This is a genomic window from Meridianimarinicoccus aquatilis (assembly GCF_004358675.1).
In the GTDB taxonomy this organism is placed as follows: domain Bacteria; phylum Pseudomonadota; class Alphaproteobacteria; order Rhodobacterales; family Rhodobacteraceae; genus Meridianimarinicoccus; species Meridianimarinicoccus aquatilis.
In genome coordinates, this window is record NZ_SMZO01000012.1 from 1 (window position 1) to 23,879 (window position 23,879).

23 protein-coding genes and 1 pseudogene are annotated in these 23,879 nt (G+C 59.1%); 15 read left to right on the plus strand and 9 right to left on the minus strand.

Annotation, left to right across the window (positions count from 1 at the left end):
- The 3 genes and pseudogenes from E2L05_RS07045 to gyrB all read left to right on the plus strand — a co-directional run.
- Window positions 1–372 (plus strand): annotated as a pseudogene (locus tag E2L05_RS07045) (DNA replication/repair protein RecF); the annotation flags it as partial.
- A gap of 112 nt (window positions 373–484) precedes the next feature.
- Window positions 485–1,105: a LysE family translocator gene (locus tag E2L05_RS07050; protein ID WP_133342221.1), complete on the plus strand. Its 621-nt coding sequence runs from the start codon at window positions 485–487 to the stop codon at window positions 1,103–1,105.
- Window positions 1,106–1,183: 78 nt separating this feature from the next.
- Window positions 1,184–3,601: a DNA topoisomerase (ATP-hydrolyzing) subunit B gene (gene gyrB, locus E2L05_RS07055; RefSeq protein WP_133342222.1), complete on the plus strand. Its 2,418-nt coding sequence runs from the start codon at window positions 1,184–1,186 to the stop codon at window positions 3,599–3,601.
- Between the two features lie 190 nt (window positions 3,602–3,791).
- Here gyrB and E2L05_RS07060 read toward each other — a convergent pair whose 3' ends face one another.
- The gene (locus E2L05_RS07060; RefSeq protein ID WP_243721899.1) at window positions 3,792–4,385 is read right to left on the minus strand and encodes an MlaC/ttg2D family ABC transporter substrate-binding protein; all 594 of its coding nucleotides are present in this window, start codon (window positions 4,383–4,385) and stop codon (window positions 3,792–3,794) included.
- Window positions 4,378–5,136, minus strand: a complete 759-nt coding sequence (locus tag E2L05_RS07065) for an MlaA family lipoprotein (RefSeq protein WP_133342224.1) — start codon at window positions 5,134–5,136, stop codon at window positions 4,378–4,380. Before E2L05_RS07065 ends, E2L05_RS07060 begins: the two co-directional genes overlap by 8 nt.
- Before the next feature lie 171 nt (window positions 5,137–5,307).
- On the opposite strand from E2L05_RS07065, the gene E2L05_RS07070 reads away from it, so the two are divergent.
- From E2L05_RS07070 to E2L05_RS07090, 5 genes are all read left to right on the plus strand, one after another.
- Window positions 5,308–7,038 (plus strand): type I secretion system permease/ATPase, encoded by a 1,731-nt coding sequence (locus tag E2L05_RS07070; protein ID WP_133342225.1) that lies wholly within the window; start codon window positions 5,308–5,310, stop codon window positions 7,036–7,038.
- The gene (locus tag E2L05_RS07075; protein WP_133342226.1) at window positions 7,035–8,354 is read left to right on the plus strand and encodes an HlyD family type I secretion periplasmic adaptor subunit; all 1,320 of its coding nucleotides are present in this window, start codon (window positions 7,035–7,037) and stop codon (window positions 8,352–8,354) included. The genes E2L05_RS07070 and E2L05_RS07075 overlap by 4 nt, the downstream gene beginning before the upstream one ends.
- A gap of 37 nt (window positions 8,355–8,391) precedes the next feature.
- Window positions 8,392–8,856 carry a RidA family protein gene (locus tag E2L05_RS07080; protein ID WP_133342227.1) on the plus strand — a complete coding sequence of 155 codons (465 nt, stop codon included), beginning with the start codon at window positions 8,392–8,394 and terminating at the stop codon, window positions 8,854–8,856.
- A 71-nt stretch (window positions 8,857–8,927) separates the two neighbouring features.
- Complete coding sequence (locus E2L05_RS07085; protein ID WP_133342228.1) at window positions 8,928–10,118, plus strand: GNAT family N-acetyltransferase; 1,191 nt, start codon at window positions 8,928–8,930, stop codon at window positions 10,116–10,118.
- A gap of 23 nt (window positions 10,119–10,141) precedes the next feature.
- A complete protein-coding gene (locus E2L05_RS07090) occupies window positions 10,142–10,423 on the plus strand; it encodes a 4a-hydroxytetrahydrobiopterin dehydratase (protein ID WP_133342229.1) in 282 nt (93 codons plus the stop codon).
- A gap of 77 nt (window positions 10,424–10,500) precedes the next feature.
- Here E2L05_RS07090 and E2L05_RS07095 read toward each other — a convergent pair whose 3' ends face one another.
- Window positions 10,501–10,989, minus strand: a complete 489-nt coding sequence (locus E2L05_RS07095) for a peroxiredoxin (protein WP_133342230.1) — start codon at window positions 10,987–10,989, stop codon at window positions 10,501–10,503.
- A 129-nt stretch (window positions 10,990–11,118) separates the two neighbouring features.
- On the opposite strand from E2L05_RS07095, the gene rsmD reads away from it, so the two are divergent.
- Entirely contained in the window at window positions 11,119–11,688 is a 570-nt protein-coding gene (rsmD, locus tag E2L05_RS07100) for a 16S rRNA (guanine(966)-N(2))-methyltransferase RsmD (protein WP_133342231.1), read from the plus strand.
- Between the two features lie 131 nt (window positions 11,689–11,819).
- On the opposite strand, the gene E2L05_RS07105 is transcribed toward rsmD, so the two are convergent.
- The 3 genes from E2L05_RS07105 to sfsA all read right to left on the minus strand — a co-directional run bounded on the left by E2L05_RS07105 (window position 11,820) and on the right by sfsA (window position 14,516).
- Window positions 11,820–12,866 carry a TRAP transporter substrate-binding protein gene (locus E2L05_RS07105; RefSeq protein WP_133342232.1) on the minus strand — a complete coding sequence of 349 codons (1,047 nt, stop codon included), beginning with the start codon at window positions 12,864–12,866 and terminating at the stop codon, window positions 11,820–11,822.
- A gap of 39 nt (window positions 12,867–12,905) precedes the next feature.
- Window positions 12,906–13,727, minus strand: coding sequence for a type I methionyl aminopeptidase (gene map, locus E2L05_RS07110; RefSeq protein WP_133342233.1), 822 nt, complete (start codon window positions 13,725–13,727; stop codon window positions 12,906–12,908).
- Window positions 13,728–13,811: 84 nt separating this feature from the next.
- A complete protein-coding gene (sfsA, locus tag E2L05_RS07115; RefSeq protein WP_133342234.1) occupies window positions 13,812–14,516 on the minus strand; it encodes a DNA/RNA nuclease SfsA in 705 nt (234 codons plus the stop codon).
- A gap of 45 nt (window positions 14,517–14,561) precedes the next feature.
- Between sfsA and E2L05_RS07120 the strand changes: the two genes are divergently transcribed.
- Genes E2L05_RS07120 through E2L05_RS07140 form a run of 5 tightly spaced genes read left to right on the plus strand, consistent with a single transcriptional unit; the run spans window position 14,562 to window position 18,289 of the window.
- Window positions 14,562–15,299, plus strand: a complete 738-nt coding sequence (locus tag E2L05_RS07120) for a competence/damage-inducible protein A (protein ID WP_133342235.1) — start codon at window positions 14,562–14,564, stop codon at window positions 15,297–15,299.
- Window positions 15,296–16,084 carry a GNAT family N-acetyltransferase gene (locus tag E2L05_RS07125; protein ID WP_133342236.1) on the plus strand — a complete coding sequence of 263 codons (789 nt, stop codon included), beginning with the start codon at window positions 15,296–15,298 and terminating at the stop codon, window positions 16,082–16,084. The genes E2L05_RS07120 and E2L05_RS07125 overlap by 4 nt, the downstream gene beginning before the upstream one ends.
- Window positions 16,026–16,595, plus strand: a complete 570-nt coding sequence (locus E2L05_RS07130) for a peroxidase-related enzyme (protein WP_133342237.1) — start codon at window positions 16,026–16,028, stop codon at window positions 16,593–16,595. Before E2L05_RS07125 ends, E2L05_RS07130 begins: the two co-directional genes overlap by 59 nt.
- Window positions 16,592–17,554, plus strand: coding sequence for an OmpA family protein (locus E2L05_RS07135; protein ID WP_133342238.1), 963 nt, complete (start codon window positions 16,592–16,594; stop codon window positions 17,552–17,554). Before E2L05_RS07130 ends, E2L05_RS07135 begins: the two co-directional genes overlap by 4 nt.
- A 57-nt stretch (window positions 17,555–17,611) precedes the next feature.
- Window positions 17,612–18,289, plus strand: coding sequence for a DUF2270 domain-containing protein (locus E2L05_RS07140; protein WP_133342239.1), 678 nt, complete (start codon window positions 17,612–17,614; stop codon window positions 18,287–18,289).
- A gap of 38 nt (window positions 18,290–18,327) precedes the next feature.
- Here E2L05_RS07140 and E2L05_RS07145 read toward each other — a convergent pair whose 3' ends face one another.
- The 3 genes from E2L05_RS07145 to ilvD all read right to left on the minus strand — a co-directional run bounded on the left by E2L05_RS07145 (window position 18,328) and on the right by ilvD (window position 22,815).
- A complete protein-coding gene (locus E2L05_RS07145; RefSeq protein WP_133342240.1) occupies window positions 18,328–20,346 on the minus strand; it encodes an NADPH-dependent 2,4-dienoyl-CoA reductase in 2,019 nt (672 codons plus the stop codon).
- Between the two features lie 83 nt (window positions 20,347–20,429).
- Window positions 20,430–21,101, minus strand: a complete 672-nt coding sequence (locus E2L05_RS07150; RefSeq protein WP_133342241.1) for a hypothetical protein — start codon at window positions 21,099–21,101, stop codon at window positions 20,430–20,432.
- Window positions 21,082–22,815, minus strand: a complete 1,734-nt coding sequence (gene ilvD / locus E2L05_RS07155; protein ID WP_133342242.1) for a dihydroxy-acid dehydratase — start codon at window positions 22,813–22,815, stop codon at window positions 21,082–21,084. The genes E2L05_RS07150 and ilvD overlap by 20 nt, the downstream gene beginning before the upstream one ends.
- A gap of 163 nt (window positions 22,816–22,978) precedes the next feature.
- On the opposite strand from ilvD, the gene E2L05_RS07160 reads away from it, so the two are divergent.
- Window positions 22,979–23,866 carry a CPBP family intramembrane glutamic endopeptidase gene (locus E2L05_RS07160; RefSeq protein ID WP_165971706.1) on the plus strand — a complete coding sequence of 296 codons (888 nt, stop codon included), beginning with the start codon at window positions 22,979–22,981 and terminating at the stop codon, window positions 23,864–23,866.
- The last annotated feature ends 13 nt before the right edge of the window (window positions 23,867–23,879 follow it).

Below are 23,879 nucleotides of genomic sequence, written 5' to 3' on the forward strand. Positions count from 1 at the left end.
GACCTGCGCGCCGGACGCACCCGGATCGGCCCGCATCGAACAGACCTTGGGGCAACTTACATCGCCAAGGATGTGGCCGCCGCGCAATGCTCCACCGGCGAGCAAAAGGCGATGCTCATCTCGCTTATTCTGGCCAATGCCCGCGCCCTTGCCCATGACACCGGTGCGGCCCCCATCCTCTTGTTGGATGAAGTCGCGGCCCATCTTGATGCTGCCCGCCGCGCCGCCCTTTATGATGATATTTGCGCGCTGGGATCGCAAGCATGGTTGACCGGCACCGGGCCAGAGCTGTTCACCGAACTCGGTTCGCGCGCTCAGCATTTGACCGTCACCGACCAGGATGGCGAAAGCCACATCGCCTCCGCAGACTAAGATCACAGGCGTCAAACGCTTGATCGACACCTGTCATAGACATGTCACACGCCTGATTTCGCCCCATTCGTTGGGGACTTGCGACCGCGCCGCGCCCGCCTTAGACGACATTATGACCCTTCATCTCGCAGATCTTGCGCTCTATGCGCTTGCGCTTTTCGTGCTGTTCCTGACCCCCGGTCCGGTTTGGCTCGCCTTGTCTGCTCGGGCCATGTCCGGCGGCTTCACCGCAGCTTGGCCGCTTGCTCTTGGCGTCGTCGTAGGCGATGCGGTCTGGCCATTTCTCGCCATCCTTGGCGTCAGTTGGATCGTGTCTGAGTTCGCTGAATTCATGACAGTTTTGCGACTGTTGGGTACCGGGGTCTTTATATGGATGGGGATTTCGCTGATCCGAAACGCGGACCGCCAGATCGGATCTGACAGTCGACTGACAAGACCCGGAAAGCTGGCCGGTTTCATCGCGGGCGTTGTCGTGATCCTCGGGAACCCAAAGGCGATCTTGTTCTATATGGGCGTCCTGCCCGGTTTCTTTGACCTATCCGCAGTCACCGGCCCAGACATTGCCGCTATTGTCGCGCTTTCGATTGCCATCCCCTTGATAGGGAACCTTATTTTTTCACTCTTGATCGATCGGGCCAGACGAGTTTTGACCAGCCCCCGCGCCCTGCGCCGCATGAATTTGACGGCCGGGTATCTCTTGATCTTCGTTGGACTGGTTATCCCGTTCACCTAAGCCGAATTTTGGCCGCTAACGCGTGACATTCCCTGCCCTCGCCGGTATAAAATGTCATAAAAATGAAGGGCATGACGAATGGCCAATACGATCACGGCACCCGAAGAATATGGCGCCGATTCCATCAAGGTTCTCAAGGGGCTGGAGGCCGTGCGCAAGCGCCCGGGCATGTATATCGGTGACACCGATGACGGCTCTGGCCTGCATCACATGGTCTACGAGGTCGTGGACAATGGGATCGATGAAGCCTTGGCCGGTCACGCCGACGCGGTGAACGTCACATTGCACGACGACAACTCGGTTTCTGTGAGCGATAACGGCCGCGGTATTCCCGTTGGCATCCACGAAGGCGAAGGCGTGAGCGCGGCAGAAGTCATCATGACCCAACTTCATGCCGGCGGTAAATTTGATCAGAACTCCTATAAGGTTTCCGGCGGTTTGCACGGCGTTGGCGTGTCAGTCGTCAACGCTTTGTCAGACTGGCTCGAGCTGCGCATCTGGCGGGACGGCAAGGAACACTGCGCCCGGTTCGAACGCGGCGAAACGGTGGAACATCTGCGCGTCACTGGCGACACACCGGGCCGCACCGGAACAGAAGTCCGTTTCCTTGCCTCCAACACCACGTTCACCAACACGGAATACAGCTTCAAGACCCTTGAAAATCGCCTAAGGGAACTGGCGTTTTTGAACTCTGGCGTGCGCATCATCCTCACCGATGAGCGCAGCGCGGAAACACAGCGGTCCGAATTGTACTACGAAGGCGGCGTGAAGGAATTCGTGCGCTATCTGGACCGCTCTAAATCCAGCATGATGCCCGAGCCGATCTTCATCACCGGCGAACGCGACGGGATCACAGTCGAAGTCGCCATGTGGTGGAATGACAGTTACAACGAAATGGTTCTGCCGTTCACCAACAACATTCCGCAACGCGACGGCGGCACGCACTTGGCCGGCTTCCGGGGGGCGCTCACGCGGACCTTGAACATCTATGCGGGGCAGTCAGGGATTGCCCGCAAGGAAAAGGTCACATTCACCGGGGACGACGCCCGCGAAGGGCTGACCTGCGTGCTGTCAGTCAAAGTACCAGACCCGAAATTCTCCAGCCAAACCAAGGATAAGCTTGTCAGTTCAGAAGTGCGCCCCGCCGTTGAGGGCCTTGTGAACGAAAAGCTGTCCGAGTGGTTTGAGGAAAATCCCAACGAAGCCCGTCTCGTTGTGACAAAGATCATGGAGGCCGCTCTCGCCCGCGAAGCGGCGCGCCGCGCGCGCGAACTGACCCGCAAGAAATCTGCGCTCGACATCGCGTCGCTGCCCGGAAAACTCGCCGATTGTCAGGCCCGCGACCCGGAAAGTCGCGAATTGTTCCTGGTGGAGGGTGACAGCGCCGGGGGCTCTGCAAAGCAGGGCCGTGCCCGTGCCAACCAAGCCGTTCTGCCCCTGCGCGGTAAAATCCTTAACGTGGAACGTGCACGGTTTGATCGCATGCTCGGCAGCCAGGAAATCGGGACCTTGATCACCGCTCTTGGCACCGGGATCGGACGCGACGAATTCGACATTTCCAAGCTGCGCTACCACAAGATCGTTATTATGACGGATGCGGATGTGGATGGCGCACACATTCGAACGCTTCTGCTCACCTTCTTCTTCCGGCAGATGCCGCAGATCATCGAAGGTGGTTTCCTCTACATCGCGCAACCGCCGCTGTTCAAAGTCGCGCGTGGCAAATCAGAAGTGTATTTGAAGGACCAACTGGCACTGGAAGATTACCTGATCGAGATGGGTATTGATGGTGCCACCCTAAGGCTTGGAACTGGCGAAGAAATTGTCGGGCAGGACTTGCGCCGCGTCGTTGAAGAGGCGCGCACTGTGCGCCGGACACTCGATAACTTTCCAACCCACTACACCCCACGAATCCTGGAACAGGCAGCGATTGCTGGCGCATTCGAGCCCGGCCAGATCGATAAAGACCTGCAAGGCACCGCAGATGCAGTAGCCGCGCGACTCGACCTGATTTCAGCAGAGTATGAACGCGGCTGGGAAGGTCGCCCGACGCAAGACCATGGAATTCGCCTTATGCGCGCCGTGCGCGGTGTCGACGAAGTGCGTGTTCTGGACGGACCGATCCTGCGCGGCGGCGAAGCCCGTAAACTCGGATCAATGACAGGCGCGCTTCAGGATCTCTATGCCCAACCCGCGACACTGCTCAGACGCGACAAGGGTCTGCCTGTGTCAGGCCCACTGGACCTTCTGGAAGCCGTGCTGAAGGAAGGGGAAAAGGGGCTGACTCTGCAACGCTATAAGGGTTTGGGCGAAATGAACCCCAGCCAATTGTGGGAAACGACCCTAGACCCGGAAGCCCGCACGTTACTTCAGGTGAAAGTCGAAGATGTGGCCGAAGCTGATGACATCTTCACCAAATTGATGGGGGATGTTGTTGAACCGCGCCGCGAGTTCATCCAGTCCAACGCGCTTAGTGTCGCCAACCTCGACTTCTAAATCCCTGTAGGATCGCGTCAATTGTGCGCCATACCCCTAAGTTTGCGCGGGATTCCTCAACGGTTTCCCCGGCCTTCTTGTGGTATGGGTTTTCATGAGACAAGCGACAAAAAAGGTCGTGCAAGCCCCGCACCGGTGATCCGGTACGGGGCTTTTTGTCTTGTCTCGCGGCGGCTTTGCAGCCCGCGCCTTAGGACTTAAGTTGTTGGGTCAACTTTGAGACACTGCCGCCCGCTTTGTCCAAAAGCGAGCCAATCTCGGTCCGCTCGGTGGTGAGCATGTTGATACCTTCGATGATCACGTTGAACACTTTGGGGCTGCCTGAGCGATCAGAAATGTGGAAATCAACCGCGACGGGGCTTTGACCACGAAGGTCGGCGGTGCTTTGCACTACGGTAACCTTACCTTCGGCCTTCACGCGCTTGATCTTGATGTCACCGCCTTTGAATTCCTGGAAACGTCGGCCGTACTTGTCCGCCACATACCCGGAATATGCATCCGTAAACGCGCGCAATTCAGATGCGCTTGCAGATCTCGCCGCGACTCCAAGAGAAAAACGCGCGATCGTTGGAACATCAGCGTAACGATCAAAGATGCTTTCAAAATCCTTCAGGATCGCACTTGTCGATTTACCCGAATTAATCGTTTTCTGGATGTCTGCAACCAGCGAGGTCACAAGCTTTTGCGCCTGCGCATCTGTCAGCGCCAAGGCCGCGCCGGGCATTGCCACTGCTGCGCCCAAAAGCCCTGCGAAACCGCGCCGGGTGAGAGTCAAATCATTCACCGTATAGCTCCTCATAAGGGTCGATGGCGGCTGCGTTAGACGTATCGCCCAACTGGAACCGCCGGTTATCAAGATAAATTAGCCGCAACTGCGCGTAACTGTCACCGCTTTCGTAAAGCACTCCGTCGACAGTATCGGCGAACTCGTAACGGTAATCCACTGCCTCGGCCACGTAGGTACCAGCAGGTATATAAGATGCCGGGGCATCAAGCCCAATGAAGGACAACGGGTTCAAGAAAACGTCAACGACTTCACCGACAAGAGCGCGCTGCGTGTAGGGGCCAAACAGTGGCACTTCAACATAGGCCCCTTCGCCAGCACCCCAAACAAAAAGCGTCTCACCGAAATCTGTACTGCGATCTTCAAGGCCCATGGATGTAGCTGGATCGAAGATCCCGAACACACCGACGGTCGTATTTACGAGAAACCGGAAAAAGTTGTGAACGGTATTCTCGCCGCGCCCCTGCAAGCCCGCATTGATCGTGTCAGCGGGCAGACTGAAATGCGACTGTATGTTGTTCAACCGTTGACGAAGATACCCCGGCACAACGGTGCCGTAAGCGCGCGATACCGGCCTGAATACCATTCGGTCGAATTCTTTGTTAAACTCATGTACGTCCCTGTTCGCGGTTTCATAGGGATCGTTGAATTCTGAACCCGGAGGGGAACTGGCGGTGCAGCCCGACAACGCCAGGGCGGTCACAAGCGCAAGCCCTGCACTGCGCCAACCGGCTCTTCTGGAGTTTAACATGTCAATGACCACCTTTATTCCAGCCCCTTGTAACAACTACCGCACACATAGTAGATTCACATTTACTGCACCACACACTCGCGATGCCGTGAGCAAGTGATCCAAGTCAAGTAACATAAGACTAGGACCCGTCATAAAGCACGGAAACACGTTTCGCAAAGGGACAGGACAATGAGCGCCAAAGACAGCGCGGGATACCAGGAACTGGCCAAGGCCCGCGCGGAAAGCAAATCGCTTTACTGGTTTGTCGGGATTTTTAGCGCTTTTGTGAACCTTCTGATGCTGACTGGTCCGATTTTCATGTTGCAGGTCTATGACCGCGTCTTGGGAAGCGGATCAGAAGCAACGCTGGTCGCGCTCGCGTCGCTGGTGGCATTTTTGTACCTGATGATGGGTTTTCTTGACTACGTCCGCGGTCGGGTTTTGGCACGTATTGGTGCCAGATTTCAGTCTCGGCTCGATAAACGTGTGTTTTCTGCCGCAATCGAAGATGCGGCGCGCAGTGACGTCACCGCTTCGTCTGCGGGCGTTCGGGATCTTGAGACCGTTCAACGCTTCCTTGCCTCACCAGTTCTCAGCGCCGTTTTTGATGTGCCCTTCACGCCCATTTTCCTTGCCGGTATCTTTATCTTCCACCCTTGGTTGGGCGTTCTCGCGATCAGCGGCGGGACGATCTTGGTCCTGACAACGTTTTCCAACCAGATCCGAACGCGTGAACCGGTCCTGCGCTCCAGCATCGCGACAGCCGAAGCCGATCGCATGTCTGAGCGACTCAAGAACGAAGCCGACATGGTGCAAAGCCTTGGCATGCGCAGTGCCGCGTTCAGCCGCTGGAACAGCATTCGGACGCGCGCGCTATCGCTGGGGTTGAAAGCCAGCGATGCGCAGGGGGGCTATTCCGCCGGAACAAAGACATTCCGCCTGTTTCTACAGTCCGCGATGCTCGCACTTGGGGCCTATCTTGTTCTCAACGAACAGATGACAGCAGGTGGAATGATCGCTGCTTCCATTTTGATGGGCCGCGCACTGGCACCAATAGAGATGGCCGTTGGTCAATGGGCCCTTGTGCAAGGCGCGATGCGTAGTTGGAATAATCTTGCTGAACTGCTGACAAAGATCCCTGAGCGTAAACGCCGCACCGACCTGCCACGCCCACGCGCCATATTGGATGTGTCCAGCGCGACAGTTTTGCCGCCGGGGCAACATCAGGCATCCTTGCGACTGGCCACGTTCCGTTTGGAACCCGGCGATGCGATTGGCGTGATCGGTCCATCCGGTGCCGGCAAATCCACATTGGCCCGAGCCCTGACCGGCGCATGGCCGCCCGCAGGTGGATTTATCCGCCTAGATGGCGCCACATTGGAGCAGTATGACCCCGACACGCTTGGTCGCTACATCGGATACTTGCCTCAAAAGGTTCAACTCTTTGATGGGACGATCGCCGAGAACATCGCCCGGCTCGACCCAAATGCCAGCGACGAGGACATAATCAAAGCCGCAAAGAAAGCGGACGCGCATGATATGATCCTCAAGCAACCGCGCGGTTACGACACGCTTCTGTCTGTCGGCGGAGGAAATTTGTCTGGCGGTCAAATCCAACGTGTTGGCCTAGCGCGCGCTTTGTATGGCGATCCAGTCGTCCTTGTTCTAGACGAGCCAAATTCCAATTTGGACAACGAAGGATCCAAGGCTTTGAACGAGGCGATCAAAGCCATGAAGGCCGAGGGTAAGGGCGTATTGATTATGGCGCACAGACCTGCGGCAATTCAGGAATGCACAAAGCTTCTGGTCCTTGATGGCGGGGCTGTGCGCGCCTTTGGCCCCCGCGACGAAGTACTCGGTAAGACCGTTAAAAACGCTGGAGAGATCATGACATCCCAGGTGCAAGGAGGCATCTCATGACACAAGAACCAGACCCATTGGACGACAATTGGTCAGCGCGAAAGCCGCTGCTTATTGGTTTTGTCGTGTTGCTCATTTTGGTCGGTGGCTTCGGAAGCTGGGCGGTATTCACACAAATCGCGGGGGCAGTCGTCGCCTCGGGGCGGATTGAAGTCGATCAAAATCGACAGGTTGTTCAGCACATTGATGGTGGCACAGTCGAAGAAATCTTCGTCCGCGACGGTGTGATCGTGTCTGAAAGCGACGTTCTGTTGCGACTGGACGGATCCACGATGCGATCAGAGTTGGCAATAACCGAAGGCCAGTTATACGAAATCAAGGCACGCCGCGCTCGGCTTCAAGCGGAACGCGACGGGCTTGATACCGTCACATTTGACGAAGACCTCCTGTTAATCTCGGAAACCAACCCCGCGATTGCCGAAGTCATGGAAGGTCAGCGCAATCTGTTCTCGGCGCGCCGCGAGTCGCTCGACCGTGAAAAAGAGCAACTGACAAAGCGGCGCGGACAGATCGAAAGCCAAGTCGAAGGCATTGATGCACAGATCGCCGCTTTGGGCACTCAGTTAGACCTGATGCGCGAAGAACTCGCTGATCAGCAGACCCTACTCGACAGCGGACTTGCGCAGAAATCGCGGATTCTCGCGTTGCGCCGAGAAGAGGCGCGGCTCAGCGGCTCGCTCGGGGAATTGCAGGCATCCTTGGCTGAGAACGAAGGCCGGATGACCGAAATAGACATTCAGATCATCGGCTTGGTGAATCAGCAGCGCGAAGAAGCCATCACCCAACTGCGCGATATGCTGTCCCGCGAATTTGAACTGGTGGAGCAACGCCGCGCATTGAAAGACCGGATTGGCCGGCTGGAGATCAAGGCCCCCTTGGCCGGTGTGGTTTATGACATGCGGGTCTTTGCAGAACAGTCTGTCATCCGGCCAGCCGACCCTGTTCTTTACATTATTCCACAGGATCGACCGCTCATTATCAGCACGCGCATTCAACCAACCAACATCGACCAAGTCTATCCGGGGCAGGATGTCAGTTTGCGCTTTTCCGCTTTGGACTCACGCTCTACGCCGCAACTGGTAGGGACGGTCATGCGGCTGTCGGCTGATGCGTTTACCGACGAGCAGCGGGGCACCAGCTACTACACCGCCGAACTGGTCTTGAAGGAAGGCGAGATTGAACGCTTGCCCGAAGACGTCACCTTGCTGCCGGGTATGCCGGTGGAAGCCTTCATCAAAACCAACGAACGTACGCCTTTGGCCTATTTGGTCAAACCGCTTGCCGATTATTTCATCAAGGCGTTCCGCGAAAGCTGATCGTCCCCCTAATTCTGCACATCTGACGGAGCCATCAATGACCCCCGAAATCCAAGCCCGCCTATCCGATTTGGGCCTCGAACTTCCTGCTGCGCCGGCCCCGGCGGCAAATTATGTATCGTTCGTTCAAACTGGTGATCTGCTTCATGTTTCGGGGCAGGTTGCAGCGGACGCATCTGGGTTCATCATCGGCAAACTTGGCGACTCCATGGATGTGGATGCGGGCGTCGCAGCCGCACAGCGCTGTGCGCTCAGTCTGCTGGCACAGGTAAATGCCGCTTGCGATGGCGACCTGTCACGGCTCAAGCGCGTAGTGAAGCTGGGCGGGTTTGTGAACTGCACGTCAGACTTCACGGATCAGCCCAAGGTCATCAATGGCGCGTCCGACTTTTTTGCCGCTGTTTTGGGCGATGCTGCACCCCATGCTCGGTCAGCCGTCGGTGTGTCGTCTCTGCCATTCGGCGTTGCGGTTGAGATTGATGGGATTTTCCAAATCGATTGAGGAGCGCAGCTTGACCTGTAGCATACCGGGACCAAATGCTGTCTTGGACTTAGCGACAGGCACAGCACTCCATGCCCGATGATATGATCGAGGTGACGGCCCACGTTTCACTGGCCGACATTCCAGAGACCGAGTGGGATGCGTGTGCCTGCCCAGAAACGGCAGACGGCGCTCCCCCGCTCGACCCATTTACGACGCACAGGTTTCTCTCGGCACTCGAAAACAGCGGCTCTGTCGGCCCCGGCACTGGCTGGGAGCCGCGCTATCTGGCAGCCCGGCACGAAGACGGCACTTTAATTGCTGTGGCGCCGCTTTATGCCAAATCACACAGTCAGGGCGAGTATATCTTCGATCACAACTGGGCTCATGCCTATGAGAACGCAGGGGGTGACTATTACCCCAAACTGCAAATTGCGGTGCCGTTTACACCTGCAACCGGCAGGCGGTTCCTTGTGCGGCCCGGCTATGAAATGGTCGGACATCGTGCGCTCGCACAAGGGGCTTTGCAGGTCGCCAGGAAATACGGTGTTTCATCGGTTCATGTAACGTTTTGCACCGAAGACGAGGTCGCGCTGGCAAAGGATCTGGGCATGATGCCCCGTGCCAGCCAACAGTTTCACTGGCTCAACCGCGGCTATCGCGATTTTGGCGCCTTTCTTGGCGACCTGTCGTCGCGCAAGCGCAAGAATATCCGCAAAGAACGCGCAACTGCACAGGCATTCGGGGGCACAATTGTTTCGCTCACCGGCGACGCAATTCAACCGGAACACTGGGATGCGTTCTGGGAGTTCTATCAGGATACCGGCGCGCGAAAATGGGGCACACCCTATTTGTCACGTGCGTTCTTTGACCATGCTCAAGACACCTTGCGGGACGACATGCTGCTTGTGCTGGCCCTAAGAGACGGGCGCCCAGTTGCTGGCGCGTTGAACTTTATCGGCCAGAAGACGTTGTATGGCAGGTACTGGGGAGCTATCGAAGACTATCCCTGCCTGCACTTCGAGTGCTGCTATTATCAAGCCATCGACTTCGCGATCGCCAAAGGGCTGGATCGAGTCGAGGCAGGCGCGCAAGGGGCACACAAGCTCGCGCGCGGATATCTGCCCGTAGCCTGCCATTCGATGCACTGGATCGCAGATCCTGGCTTTGCCCGCGCGGTTGCCCAGTTTCTTGATGCCGAAGCCGCCGCGGTGGACGAAGACATAGAGGTGCTCACCTCATACGGTCCATTTCGCAAAACCCAATCGGCAATCGACCCTTAGCAGTAGTCCATGACGGAGCTTCCATGACCAAAACTCTTGCAGACCGCAGCGTGCTTGACCCTGTATTGGACCGTGGCTGGGCCATGACCGACGGTCGCGACGCGATTACCAAGACGTTCACGTTCAGCGATTTCACCGAGGCCTTTGCGTGGATGACTCGCGCTGCCTTGTTCGCGGAAAAGATGGATCACCACCCGGAATGGTTTAATGTGTACAAAACCGTGACGGTCACTCTTTCAACCCATGACGCTGGCGGTCTGTCTCAACTCGATGTGAAACTGGCCGACAAACTTGACGGAATTTGAACGAAAAAGGGGGCCAAAAGCCCCCATGACCTGTTCGGGCCCAAGCTTCTCGGCGGGTGACTGCCGCCAAAGCCGCCTTAGATAGCTTGCAAAAGCGCCTCTCCGCCGGACGTTTCGCAAACGCCGGGGTTCTCTTCCAGATGCATAACCTTGACGACGCCGTCTTCGGCCATCAGGGCGAAGCGCTTGCATCGACCGTGAAGCCCCACGGGGGGTGCGTCAAAAGACAAGCCCATTGCACTGGTCAACGCGCCATCGGCATCCGCCAGCATCCGAATACCTGCTTCTGCTGCGCCGGTTGAAGAGCCCCATGCGGCCATCACAAACGGGTCGTTCACCGACACACAGATAATCTCATCAACGCCCTTTTCCGCAAATCCGTCTTTGGTACGGATGAAGCTTGGGACATGCGCCGCATCACACGTGCGCGTGAAAGCACCTGGCAACCCGAAAATCACCACCTTGCGACCTTTCGATAGCGAAGAAAGCGTGACCGATCCCGGCCCCTCTTCGCCAAAATACAGCAAGTCCGCCTCGGGTAGCGTATCTCCGACAGCAATCGTCATGGTTAGGTTTCCTTCCCTGTTTGCCAGTGTCAAAAAGGGATATAGGGCACCCGCGCAACCCTCGCCAGAACGGAGATGCCAGATGCAGATTATTCCCGTCCAAACGGTGCCATCAGGTCGGGTAAGCCGATGAGAATCGTAGCAGGCCGCTTTGGGGGGGTGCGTTTGGCGGCACTTGGGAAGGGCGACGCAGGCGCGCATCTGCGCCCCACGGCTGACCGGGTCCGAGAGAGCCTGTTCAGTGCGCTGGCCAGTCGGCCCGATGATCCGGTGGACGGCGCCCAAGTGCTTGACCTGTTCGCCGGTACAGGAGCTTTGGGGCTAGAAGCCCTGTCGCGCGGCGCGCACCATGCAGTGTTTGTAGATAGCGGCAGAACAGCTCTGCGCCTGCTGCGCGAGAATATCGCCAAGACGCGGTGCGAGGCTGAAGCGACGATCATCACCAAAGATGCGACCCGGCTCACTCCCGGCCAAGCTGCCGCGCCAGCTACCTTGGTGTTTCTGGATCCGCCCTATGGCAAAAGCCTCGGCAACAGAGCGCTTGCGACCGCCGTCGCAGGCGGATGGATCGCCCACGGCGCGTTAATTGTCTGGGAAGAAAGCACCCCGCAAGAGCCACCACAGGGCTTTCGGCTAGACAGCGCGCGGCGTTATGGCGACACGCACATCACCCTGATGACGGCAAACCTCGCGGGCTGAGACACACCACGCCCGGGTTTGAAGCCCTCCGTCCAGGCACGCATGTCCGCAGGCGAAGCCTGCCACGCCCAACGGGATGAGACATCGCATGATGTCGAAGACGGGCGGGAGCATCCCCCGCCCTGTCTCGCTTACTTCGTGACCGTTCCGCGATACCGGTCCATGGCTGCGTTGGCATCGTCCACCAACTTTGCGCCATCCAGCCCCTTTGCCGTGACTTCTTCGATCCACTCCGCCGTTACGTCGTCGCCCAAGGCGCGGATTTGCTCTGTCACCTCTGGGCTGATCTCAGCAATCTCGTTGCCAGATGCGACCATCGCGGCACGCCCGTCCGCATCGCCCGTATCGTGTGCGCGCCCGGCCCAAGCCGATGCGAACATGCCAGAATTGGCATCAATCACGGCCTTCAGATCATCGGGCAGCTTGGCATAGCTGTCTTTGTTCATCGCCCAGATGAAGAACAGGTTATAGAGCGCGTCATCCCCGGCCACATCGGTATGGCTGTCCGTCAATTCATCCAGTTTCAGCGAGGGCGACATTTCCCAGGTGATGACACCCCCATCAACAACGCCCTTGGACAGGGCCTCGGGAAAGGCGGGCACGGCCATACCAACAGGTTGCGCGCCCAGTTTACGCAGCAACAGGGTCGCAGGGCGAGACGGGCCGCGCAATTTCAGGCCCTTTAGATCATCCACTTCCCGGACCGCCGGACCCTTTTTGTGGATCAAACCGGGGCCGTGCATATGTGCTGCAATCAGGTGAACATCCGCGAAGTCGTCCAACAGATGCTCTTGAGTGTAATCCCAAGCTGCCATGCTGGCCTCTTCGCCCAATTTTGGCGTCATGAACGGAAGCTCCAGGGCTTCGGCTTCAGGGAAACGCCCCGGCTGATAACCCGGAATCACCCAGCCCCCATCAATCACACCATCGCGGATAAGGTCATACTGCGCCGTGGCCGAGCCACCCAACTGCATGAACGGATAGATTTCCACTTTGATCCGGCCGTTTGAGTCTGCGGCGACCTTTTCGGCCCAAGGTTCGATAAAATATTTCGGGTTCGCCGAATTTGGCGAGACGAAATGCTGGAACCGCAAGGTGACTTCGGTGTCCTGCGCATGGGCGGACACACCTGCGCCCAGAGCAAGGGCTGCAGCAGCAACAAGGCTAGGCAAACGCATGGGATTGCACTCCTGATTTTGGCAAGAACAGAACTGAGGTCAGTCCCGCTGATACGTGGGGTGAAAGAGCCCCTTTGGCGACAGGGTAAAAATCTCCGCCCCGTCTGCCGTGACACCGATCGAATGTTCGAACTGCGCCGACAAAGATTTGTCGCGGGTAACAGCCGTCCAGTCATCGGCAAGAACCTTGGTTTCCGGACGACCCAGATTGACCATCGGCTCAATCGTGAAAAACATGCCTTCCTCTAAAACCGGCCCCGATCCGGCGCGGCCGTAGTGAAGCACATTGGGCGGCGCATGAAACACACGGCCAAGACCGTGGCCACAAAAATCGCGAACAACGGACATGCGATGGCCTTCGACAAAGCTTTGGATTGCGTGCCCAATATCCCCGAACGTGTTGCCTGGCTTGACCGCCTCGATTCCCCGCATAAGGGCGTCATGAGTGACCTGGATCAATCGCTCCGCCTTGCGCGGAAGCTTGCCGGCGACGTACATCCGGCTTGTGTCGCCAAACCAGCCATCAACGATCACTGTGACGTCGATATTCAATATATCGCCATCCTTCAGCTTCTTGCCGATATCAGGAATGCCATGACATACGACATGATTGACCGAAATGCAGGACGCATGCTTGTATCCACGATACCCGATCGTGGCCGATTTTGCGCCAGCGGCGTCAACGGCATCTTCAATCGCACGGTCAAGCTCACCCGTGGTCGCCCCCGGTACAACCAGGGGGGCAATCTCATCCAAAATCTCCGACGCCAGTTGCCCGGCCCGGTGCATTCCAGCGAAATCCGCCGCTTCGTGTATTCTGATACCGTCCTTTGTCAGGCGGCCACCGCTGCGATCGTCCACGGAACTCTCCTGTTTCGTTGGCGCAGGTTATAAAACAAGCCGCTGCCGGATGCCAGTCACAGGCTCTTGCGTAATGTCGCAAGCTCAAACAACAGGCATTTGCCCGCCAAACCGCACACCATGCACATCGATGTCAGTGCCAAAGCACAGCATCTCTACCCCTGTACTGCGCGCAAGATCAAACGCGGCCGCATAGGCCGGGTCCAAATCTGCCGCCATTTGCAATCGTGCACAGTCGGTTCGCTGCACCAGATACAGCATAACGGCCCGGTGCCCTTCTGCCGCCATGTTGGATAGCTCGGCAAGGTGACGCGCCCCGCGCGCCGTTACGCTGTCAGGAAATTCTGCCAAGTCACCGTCTCGGCGCAGGTGCACGTTTTTGACCTCGACATACGCATCTGGCAGGCCCGGTTCGGTCAACAGGAAGTCCACGCGGCTTTTGGTTCCGTATCGGACTTCAGGCTTTACGGTTCCATACCCGGCCAGTGGCGCAACGACTCGCGCCTCCAGTGCTTCGCGCACAACGCGGTTGGGCACGCTGGTGTCGATCCCGGCCCAATGCCCGTCCTCCAGTTCCGCAAGCCTCCAGCCATACCGCAACTTGCGTTTCGGATCGTCGTTGCGTTCAAGCCATATCCGCAACCCCGGTTCGCGCAACCCCAGCATTGCACCCGGATTGGGGCAATGGGCAACGACCTCTTCCCCTGTTTCCTCAAGCACGGCATCTGCAAGAAACCGTTTGTAGCGGCGAACAAGTCGAGCGGGGACAAGCGGGGTTTGAAAGCGCATGATCAGGGTTTATACCGCGCCACATGCCACAACAAGGAGCCGCCGATGAACGCTGATGCCCCCACTGCCGCCATGCTGGTCATCGGTGATGAAATCCTCTCGGGGCGCACCCGCGACAGTAATATGCACCACTTGGCATGCGCCCTGACCGCTCATGGCCTGCCCCTGTCCGAAGCGCGTGTCATTGGCGATGATCGCGCCACCATTATCGCGGCGGTGCAAGAATTGTCCGCGAGGTATAGCCACGTTTTCACATCCGGCGGTATCGGACCGACCCATGACGACATTACCGCCGAAGCCATTGCTGCGGCCTTTGACACACCTATCAGCGTGCGCGACGACGCCCGTGCGATCCTCGCTGCCCATTACGAGGCCCGGGGCACCGAACTCAACGATGCGCGGCTGCGCATGGCCCGTATCCCTGACGGTGCCGCATTGATAGACAACCCTGTCAGTTCTGCGCCGGGCTTTTCACTGGGCAACGTCCATGTCATGGCAGGCGTGCCCGCTGTTTTCGAAGCCATGCTCGCTAGTGTTCTGCCAACCCTCACCGGGGGCGCGCCACTGATCAGCCAGCAATTAACAGTTCATCGCGGCGAAGGCGATATCGCGGGGCCGCTTTCGGATCTGGCCGATGCGTACAGCGACCTGTCATTTGGGTCTTACCCTTTCATCCGCAATGGTGCGTTTGGCGTGAATGTCGTTGTGCGTGGGTCCGACGGCGGGCGCGTCGATGCCGCCATGGCCGAACTTATCGTGCTGTTCCCTTCAGACACCGAATGACAGAAGACAATCCGCTTTGCCGCGTTGATGCGGCCCTGACGGCCACTTGGCCCGCTGCACAGACCGAAGCATTGGGTCCGCTGACCCTTCGGCGCAGTCAGGGCGGCGGATCGCGCGTGACGGCGGCAACTCTTACCGGGAACATTCCGCCAAGTCCGGACGTTCTGGAGTGCGCCGAACACATTATGCGGAACTGGGGCCAGCCCCCCCGTTTCCGCATCGGCGCAGCGCAGGCCCGGTTCGACGCCATGCTTTCGGCACGCGGGTACACAGCCCATGACCCAACGCTGTTCTACAGTGCGCCCACCGCAGAGCTTGCCGTTGAACCGCCCCGCCTTGCGACGTTCGACATCTGGCCGCCACTGGCCATCCAGATCGACATCTGGAGCGAGGCGGGCATCGGCCCTGAACGGATCGCCGTGATGGACCGCACGCCATCGCCACGCACAGCTCTTTTGGGTCGCGCGAATGATCACCCCGCCGCGACAGCGTTCCTTGCCGCTCATGATGGCACCGCAATGATTCACGCGCTTGAGGTGCGCCCTGCCCATCGCCGCCGCGGCGTTGCTCGCCACTTGATGTCCCATTCAGCCCTGTGGGCCATGCGGAATGATTGCCACACACTGGCCTTGGCGGTGACTGAAGCTAACATTGGGGCGCGGGCTTTTTATGACGGGCTTGGCATGACGGTAACGGGCCGCTACCACTACAGAAAAGGAACTGTAGATGCCCGAGACGCCCGTAACCGCGCTGAACCTGCCGCAAGTGGATCCACTGCCGGATGACACAGCGAAGTATTTCGCGCTCTGCGAGGAAAAGCTGGGGTTCGTGCCTAACGTCTTGCGGGCCTATGCCTTCGACATCGAGAAACTAAACGCGTTCACGGGGCTGTATAACGATCTGATGCTTGCACCCAGTGGTCTGAGCAAGCTGGAACGCGAGATGATCGCCGTTGTCGTTTCGTCAATAAATCACTGCCATTACTGCCTTGTGGCCCACGGTGCAGCGGTCCGCGAATTGAGCGGCGATCCGATACTGGGCGAAACTCTGGTCACGAATTACCGCTCGGCCAAACTGGATGCGCGCACTCGCGCCATGCTGGATTTCTCGGTCAAGCTGACGGAATCCAGCAGCAAGGTCACCGAAGAAGACCGAAACGTGCTGCGCGCCCATGGTTTCAGCGAACGCGACATTTGGGACATCGCATCGGTCGCGGCCTTTTTCAACATGACCAACCGGGTCGCCTCTGCCACGGCAATGCGCCCCAACCCGGAGTATCACGGTCAGGCCCGTTGATCCGCATCGCTGCGGCATACCTGTTGACGGCTCTGGCCCTGCCCGCCGCAGCCTTCGTGCCACAGGCTCCAAACGGCGCGGCGATAACAGCCCAAAAGACTGACCCTGTTTCAAGCCACGGCATCGCCGTTGGTCCCGCTCCAGTGCTGTCATCCCCACCTTGGCTCCGGATGGAGGGCGTTCAGGATCGCACCGCATGGCACAGCGGCACCCACCCTGCGGCAGCCCTGATGGTGGACCTTGTGGCGCAACTTGAAGCGGCCGGGTTTGACGCGGTCTTTGACTGCGCGATGGCGGCCTGCGGGGGCTTCGATTTCCGCATCGCCCTTCCACTGCTGGATATGCCGGACATGTTTGTCAGCCTTGGCGGGTTTGAATATCGCGCGTTCAAGCGAGCCGCACCGCCCGCGCTTGCCTCTGTGCTTACCAGTCAAACTCCCGCCGGTGCTTATGCCCAACTGTCGGTGATAACGCCGCCAAAACCGCAAAATGTACCGCCGTCGCCCGTTGCGTCAGAAGCCGCCCCAACCGCTCTGAGCGATACTGCCAGCGTACCGCCGGGCACACCGACACGGCTAGCCACCTCAATCGTCGAAGAGATCGAAACCGAAGGTCGTGTGGTTTTGCCTGATCTCGCTTTTGCCAGCGGCGCAGCCGCATTGTCTGGCCCGCCGCCTGCCGCCCTGGCTGACTTGGCCGCGTGGCTTGCAGCTGACGCCGCTCGCCGGATCGCTTTGGTGGGCCATACCGACTGGACCGGGGCACCGTCAGCCAACACGAGCCTGTCACGCGCGCGCGCGCAAACCGTGGCCGATGCACTGGTCGCGGCCGGAGCGGTCAGCAGCCAGATCACTGTCGCAGGCGCCGGCCCATTTGCGCCAATTGCAGAGAACGACACCGAAGCCGGACGGGCCAAAAACCGCCGCGTCGAAGCCGTGGCGCTTCCGCCCGCCCGTTGACAAAGCATTGGCCTTCCCCCGCCAACCGTGCCAGCCTGACCTAGGGGAGGAACACATATGTCCATAGGCGGTCTGAACGAACGCAAGCAACTGGATGCGGCCGAAATCGGGGCAATAGCGCATCTTTACAGGGGTGAAGTGTACCGATCCACGCTGTGGCGCACGCGGCTCGACACAACGACGAACTGGACAGTGGTCACACTTGGCATTGCCCTGTCCGTCGCGTTTTCATCCCCTGCCGCCTCGCCCCTTCCGCTGATCCTTGTGGGCATCCTGATCGTCTTTTTCCTGATGCTTGAAGCGCGCCGATACCGGTACTTCAACGTCTGGCGTGCGCGCTGTCGCTGGATGGAAGTGCACTTTTTCGCCCCTATGCTTCACGACGGCGATTTGCACATGGAAGACGGATGGCAGCGAAAACTGGCCGAAGACTATTGGACGCCGCGCTATCACGTGTCGATGTGGGTCGCGCTGGGGCGGCGCATCCGGCGCAACTATTTCTGGATTCTGTTGATCCAAACCTCTGCCTATGTTGGCAAGTTGCTTGTGCATCCTGAACCACTGACCCGGTTCGAGCAGTTCACAGAACGCGCCTCAATAGGGCCCGTCGATGGGGCCTATGTGCTCGGCTTTGGGGTGCTGTACTGCGCAACATGGGGCGGTATTTCACTCATCAGTTGGCGTGACGACAACCGACGCGCCAGCGCACGGCGAGATCACAGCAGCATGGGGTGAAGCCGCCCCTGAACGCAGGCCCGATCCTGCCGTGCGCTTCAGAAGCTGGCCGCGAGACGCACACCCTCGTCAATCGCCCGCTTCGCATCGAGTTCGGCGGCAAGGGCCGCACCGCCAATGACATGCACCTCAACCCCTTGGGACCGAAGCGTTTCCGCAAGCGCCGTTTCACTTTCTTGGCCGGCACACAGAACAACGGTATCGACTTCGATAAGGTCTGGAACACCGCTGCGGGAAATCTCCAACCCACTTCGCGTAATGCGGGTGTATTCCACACCTGAAAGCATGCGAACGCCCTTCATTTTCAACGCGGCGCGATGAATCCAACCCGTCGTTTTACCCAACCGCTTGCCCGGCTTTTCAGCCTTTCTTTGCAGCAAGGTCACCTGACGTGCAGCCTGTTCCGGCTGGGGGCCATCGGGGGCTAAACCGCCTTGAGCCGTCTCGGGGTCGGCAACACCCCATTCGCGGCACCAAATCGCCATATCTTCGGCGGGACTGACGCCATCATGCACAAGGTATTCGGCCACGTCGAAGCCAATACCGCCAGCGCCAACCACAGCCACACGGCCCCCGGCTTCGGCGCGTCCCGATAGAAGATCGCCATAACCGATGACGTGGGCGCCCTCTTCAGCCGGAATCCCCGGGTCACGCGGCCGCACTCCCGTTGCAATCACCACGTCATCAAAGGCAGACAAATCTGCGGCGGTCGCTTCGGTATTCAGGCGCAGCACAACCTTAGTTTCGGAAACCCGGCGCTTGAACCAATCGACCAGCCCGTGAAATTCTTCCTTGCCGGGCACTTGCCGCGCCAGATTCAACTGCCCGCCAATCGCATCACCACGTTCGAACAGGGTCACATGATGTCCGCGATCTGCGGCTGTGATGGCAGTGGCAAGCCCCGCGGCACCAGCCCCAACGACCGCGACCCGGCGCGGCTTTGCAGTGGGCGCAACTGAAATTTCTGTTTCAAAACACGCGCGGGGGTTCACAAGGCAGGAACTGACCTTTCCGGAAAATGTGTGGTCCAAACAGGCTTGGTTGCACGCGATGCAGGGCGCGATATCCGCCGCGCGCCCAGCTGCCGCCTTGGCCACAAACGCAGGGTCCGCCAGAAACGGGCGCGCCATTGACACCATGTCAGCGCACCGATCGGCCAAGACCTGTTCAGCCACTTCGGGCGTATTGATCCTGTTCGACGTGATCAAAGGGATGCCCACTTGGCCCATCAGCTTTTTGGTGACGAAAGAAAACGCCGCCCGAGGAACGCTGGTGGCAATCGTCGGGATGCGTGCTTCGTGCCAACCAATGCCCGTATTGATGATGCTCGCACCAGCCGCTTCGATGGCACGGGCCAGTTGAACGACCTCTGGCCAAGTGGACCCGTTCGGCACCAAATCGATCATCGACAAGCGATAGATCAAAATGAAATCGCTCCCCACGGCTTCGCGTACACGGCGCACAACCTCAACCGGAAGGCGCATGCGGTTCTCGAATGAGCCGCCCCAGCGATCCGTCCGACGGTTGGTATGGGTGACAAGAAACTGGTTCAGGAAGTACCCCTCCGACCCCATCACCTCCACCCCGTCATACCCTGCCTCGCGCGCGCGGGACGCGGTCGCAACAATGTCAGCGATCTGCTTTTCGATCCCATCTTCATCTAACTCGCGCGGCGGGAACGGGGAAATCGGTGATTTTATCGCCGAGGGCGCAACGCAGTCCGGGCTGTAGGCATAGCGGCCTGCGTGCAGGATCTGCATGGCAATACGCCCGCCAGCGTCGTGCACAGCACCCGTGACAGTCTGATGGTGCGCAATATCCCTAGGGCCAAACAGCCCCGCCGCGCCTTTGAACACAGCGCCCTCGGGATTTGGCGCAACACCGCCTGTCACGATCAAACCGACACCGCCGCGCGCCCGTTCGGCATAGAATTCGGCCACGCGAGGCCAATCGCCCAATTCTTCAAGCCCGGTATGCATGGACCCCATGAGCACACGGTTGGGCAAGGTCACATGCCCCAAAGCCAGCGGGGTCAGAAGGTTCGGATACTGGGTCACTGTGGCGCCTCCCTCAAAGCTACGCCACACATGGCAAGCGGCACGCGGCTTGTCACGTTCAACGCGGCGTCACAAAAGGCGTGTCAGGTGTCTTGGCCGTCTGTGTTGTCCTTGTTGGCTGACATGACGGCAGCCACAAAACGGTCCAGCGTCTTGCGCATATCGGTATCCGCAACAGGCAGATCGTCGTGCCCAGTGACGGAAAGCGCAACCAAGCGTTCCTTAAGGGGGAAGATCGCGCGCCATGCGACATCGCTCAAATCCGTTGGGCGCCCTTCGCTGCGATCCCGCAATTTGAGATACAGAACTGGCCCATCCTCTGCGAACTTGAGAAGTGTCACACTGGCGGCACGGCCATCCTGAGCCAACGCAGCCTGCCCAGCTTCGGACCGGAAGAACCGTTCAAGCTGAGCCGGATCAGGGACAAGCGGCGGGTCGCTGCGCGGCGAGACAAGCGCGGTCAAGACAGCCGGTTTGCCCGGCCCCTCGCCCTCACCGCGCAAAGTGGCGCAACTGCCCAGCATCACAAAAGCCCCCTCGGTCCGCTCGCGCGAACTGGTGGGATCGACGCAATACCCTTTCGGCCCAACGATGGTTACGTCATTGCCAGACACTCTGACGGCCTGCACGGGGTCGGGCCCTGAGCGAAACGCCAGAGAGTCGCCCGTTGGCAAGCAGCCAACGAGCAGCGCCCCGGACAGAACCAGAGCCACCAAACCGGTCGGCCTTACCCGATCAGATGTCGGCGTAGACATGGGTTTCCGCCTCAGCACCGGGATGGGTAACCGCGCCTTTGTAGGTCGGTCCGACAAGCTGCGAGTATTTCCACAGGGCGCCAGACGCATAATTGGTCGGGCGCGGCCCTGCCCAATTGGCGCGACGATCAGCCAACTCGTCTTCGGTCAGTGCGACGGACAACTCGCCCTTGATCGCATCGATGGTGATGACATCACCGTTGCGCAATAGAGCAATGGGCCCGCCATGCGCCGACTCAGGCCCGACATGACCAACACAGAAACCACGCGTCGCGCCAGAGAATCGACCATCAGTGATCAAAGCCACTTTTTTGCCCATGCCCTGACCCGAAAGCGCGGCTGTGGTAGCAAGCATCTCGCGCATGCCCGGCCCGCCTGCGGGGCCTTCGTTGCGGATAACCAGCACTTCGCCCTCGGCATACTCGCGTGCGCGGACGGCGGCGAATGCCTCTTCTTCGTTTTCAAACACGCGTGCGGGCCCACTGAACACCTGCTCTGCTTCTGACATGCCCGCGACTTTCACAATCGCGCCTTCAGTCGCCAGGTTGCCCTTCAACCCGACAACGCCGCCGGTCTTGGTGATAGGCTTGTCCACCGGATAGATGACGCGCCCATCGGCATCGCGGCTGATCTTGTCCAACTCTTCGCCCATGGAATAGCCGGACGCAGTCATGCAATCTTCATGCATCAAGCCCGCGCGGCGCAGTTCTTTCATCACGACCGGAACGCCGCCCGCTTCGTACAGATCCTTGGCCACGTATTGCCCGCCCGGCTTCAGGTCGACGAAGTAAGGCGTGTCGCGGAAAATCTCGCACACATCTTCAAGGAAGAAGTCGATCCCAGCCTCGTGCGCCATTGCCGGCAGGTGCAACCCGGCATTGGTCGACCCGCCCGTGCAGGCCACGATGCGTGCGGCGTTGATCAGACTTTCGCGCGTGACGATATCACGGGCGCGGATGTTCTTTTCCAAAAGGTTCATAACGGCGGCGCCGGACGCTTCCCCGTACTGATCGCGGGATTCGTAGGGCGCAGGCGCACCGGACGAGTGCATAAGCGCAAGGCCGATGGCTTCGGATACGCAGGCCATGGTGTTTGCAGTGAACTGACCACCACACGCCCCGGCCGACGGACACGCGACGCGCTCCAGAACTGCAAGCTGCTCATCCGAATAGTTGCCGGCCTGATGTTGACCCACGGCCTCGAACACATCCTGAACCGTGACGTCCTTTCCATCCAAACGGCCCGGAAGAATGGACCCGCCATAGATGAACACAGACGGAACATTCAGGCGGATCATCGCCATCATCATACCAGGCAGCGACTTGTCGCACCCGGCAAGGCCCACCAGCGCGTCGTAACTGTGGCCCCTCATGGTCAATTCAACCGTGTCGGCAATCGCTTCACGTGACGCCAGCGACGACCGCATGCCCTCATGGCCCATTGCGATACCATCGGTGACGGTGATGGTGGTGAACTCTCGCGGCGTGCCGCTGGCAGCCTTTACACCCATCTTGGCCGCCTGCGCCTGACGGCTCAGCGCGATATTACAGGGCGCGGCTTCATTCCAGCACGTTGCAACACCCACAAACGGTTGGTTAATCTCGTCCTCGCTGAGGCCCATCGCGTAGTAATACGACCGGTGCGGCGCGCGCTGCGGCCCTTCGGTCACGTGGCGGCTTGGCAGTGTCGACTTGTCGAACGGGCGCTTGAGCATGGGATCCTCCGCGAAAAACTATGGTCAAACCGGAATAGGCAAGCCGCGTCATCGGCGCAAGGGGAACCAACCAACACGATCTGGCGCTTTGGTGCGCTTGCCAATGCACCTTTACCGCGCCAGATATCCAGAAACTGCCCTCAAAGAACAAGGCCCTTGCACCATGCGCCTGAGCCGCACCAGGCCCTTTGTCCGCTTCGTCGAGCCGGCCCGCACCCGGCCCGCCGTTTGGCGGTTGATCTTTGGGCTGTTTATCGTCGCGCTGGTGCAAAGCCTGTGTTTGCTCGCAGTTTTCGGCGGGTTGGCGTATTTTTCTGGACCAGATAACGCCGGTCTGTGGGTGGCCAAACTTGCGGTTGCCAGCACTCCGGCCAGCGCAATTGGAGTTTTGGCAACATTTATCCCATTGCTCGGCGGCGTTTGGCTTGCCCTTCGCGTAATGCACAAACGCAGCTTGCGGTCAGCGATGGGAGCGCGTCCCTGGGCCGGGGCGCTGCGCGGCGCCACGGTCACATCTGCCGTTTTCGCCCCGTTCTTGATTCTGGAAATGGCATTCTCGGGCAGTGTGTCAAACCTTCCTCTTGGCCTGTGGAGCAAACTTCTGGCGCTGACCGTGCTGGGTGTTGCTGTGCAAACCTTGGCTGAAGAAGCTCTGTTTCGCGGCTATGCGCTTCAACAGCTTGCCGCGCGATTTCGCAGCCCACTCATTTGGGGCGGGCTGCCCGCACTGGCCTTTGGTGTGCTGCACTACGATACCACTCGCATGGGAGACGCCGCACCAGTGGCAGTTGCATTGGCCGCGCTGTTTGGTGTGCTTGCCGCTGACCTGACCGCAAGATCCGGCGGGCTTGGCCTTGCTTGGGGTATGCATTTTTCAAATAACATGTTTGGGCTTGCGCTTCTGGGGACACCCGGCAGCATCACCGGCCTTGCGTTGCGCGTGACGCCGCATGATGCCGCCGATATCGCCCAAAATCCGTTTCTTGGGCTGGCCTGGGCAATTCCATTACTGATCGCTTGGGCATTCCTGAGGCGAGGGTTGCGCGGCTGATTGCAATTTGCGC

Excerpts from the sequence above, each read along its gene's own strand:
- E2L05_RS07160 (WP_165971706.1), top strand. The coding sequence starts at position 22,979 with ATGCGCCTGAGCCGCACCAGGCCCTTTGTCCGCTTCGTCGAGCCGGCC.
- E2L05_RS07085 (WP_133342228.1), top strand. The coding sequence starts at position 8,928 with ATGCCCGATGATATGATCGAGGTGACGGCCCACGTTTCACTGGCCGAC.
- E2L05_RS07080 (WP_133342227.1), top strand. The coding sequence starts at position 8,392 with ATGACCCCCGAAATCCAAGCCCGCCTATCCGATTTGGGCCTCGAACTT.
- E2L05_RS07150 (WP_133342241.1), bottom strand. The coding sequence starts at position 21,101 with ATGTCTACGCCGACATCTGATCGGGTAAGGCCGACCGGTTTGGTGGCT.
- E2L05_RS07095 (WP_133342230.1), bottom strand. The coding sequence starts at position 10,989 with ATGACGATTGCTGTCGGAGATACGCTACCCGAGGCGGACTTGCTGTAT.
- E2L05_RS07075 (WP_133342226.1), top strand. The coding sequence starts at position 7,035 with ATGACACAAGAACCAGACCCATTGGACGACAATTGGTCAGCGCGAAAG.
- sfsA (WP_133342234.1), bottom strand. The coding sequence starts at position 14,516 with ATGCGCTTTCAAACCCCGCTTGTCCCCGCTCGACTTGTTCGCCGCTAC.
- E2L05_RS07105 (WP_133342232.1), bottom strand. The coding sequence starts at position 12,866 with ATGCGTTTGCCTAGCCTTGTTGCTGCTGCAGCCCTTGCTCTGGGCGCA.
- E2L05_RS07050 (WP_133342221.1), top strand. The coding sequence starts at position 485 with ATGACCCTTCATCTCGCAGATCTTGCGCTCTATGCGCTTGCGCTTTTC.
- E2L05_RS07090 (WP_133342229.1), top strand. The coding sequence starts at position 10,142 with ATGACCAAAACTCTTGCAGACCGCAGCGTGCTTGACCCTGTATTGGAC.
- E2L05_RS07065 (WP_133342224.1), bottom strand. The coding sequence starts at position 5,136 with ATGTTAAACTCCAGAAGAGCCGGTTGGCGCAGTGCAGGGCTTGCGCTT.
- E2L05_RS07125 (WP_133342236.1), top strand. The coding sequence starts at position 15,296 with ATGACAGAAGACAATCCGCTTTGCCGCGTTGATGCGGCCCTGACGGCC.
- E2L05_RS07120 (WP_133342235.1), top strand. The coding sequence starts at position 14,562 with ATGAACGCTGATGCCCCCACTGCCGCCATGCTGGTCATCGGTGATGAA.
- E2L05_RS07130 (WP_133342237.1), top strand. The coding sequence starts at position 16,026 with ATGCCCGAGACGCCCGTAACCGCGCTGAACCTGCCGCAAGTGGATCCA.
- ilvD (WP_133342242.1), bottom strand. The coding sequence starts at position 22,815 with ATGCTCAAGCGCCCGTTCGACAAGTCGACACTGCCAAGCCGCCACGTG.
- rsmD (WP_133342231.1), top strand. The coding sequence starts at position 11,119 with ATGAGAATCGTAGCAGGCCGCTTTGGGGGGGTGCGTTTGGCGGCACTT.
- E2L05_RS07070 (WP_133342225.1), top strand. The coding sequence starts at position 5,308 with ATGAGCGCCAAAGACAGCGCGGGATACCAGGAACTGGCCAAGGCCCGC.
- E2L05_RS07140 (WP_133342239.1), top strand. The coding sequence starts at position 17,612 with ATGTCCATAGGCGGTCTGAACGAACGCAAGCAACTGGATGCGGCCGAA.
- gyrB (WP_133342222.1), top strand. The coding sequence starts at position 1,184 with ATGGCCAATACGATCACGGCACCCGAAGAATATGGCGCCGATTCCATC.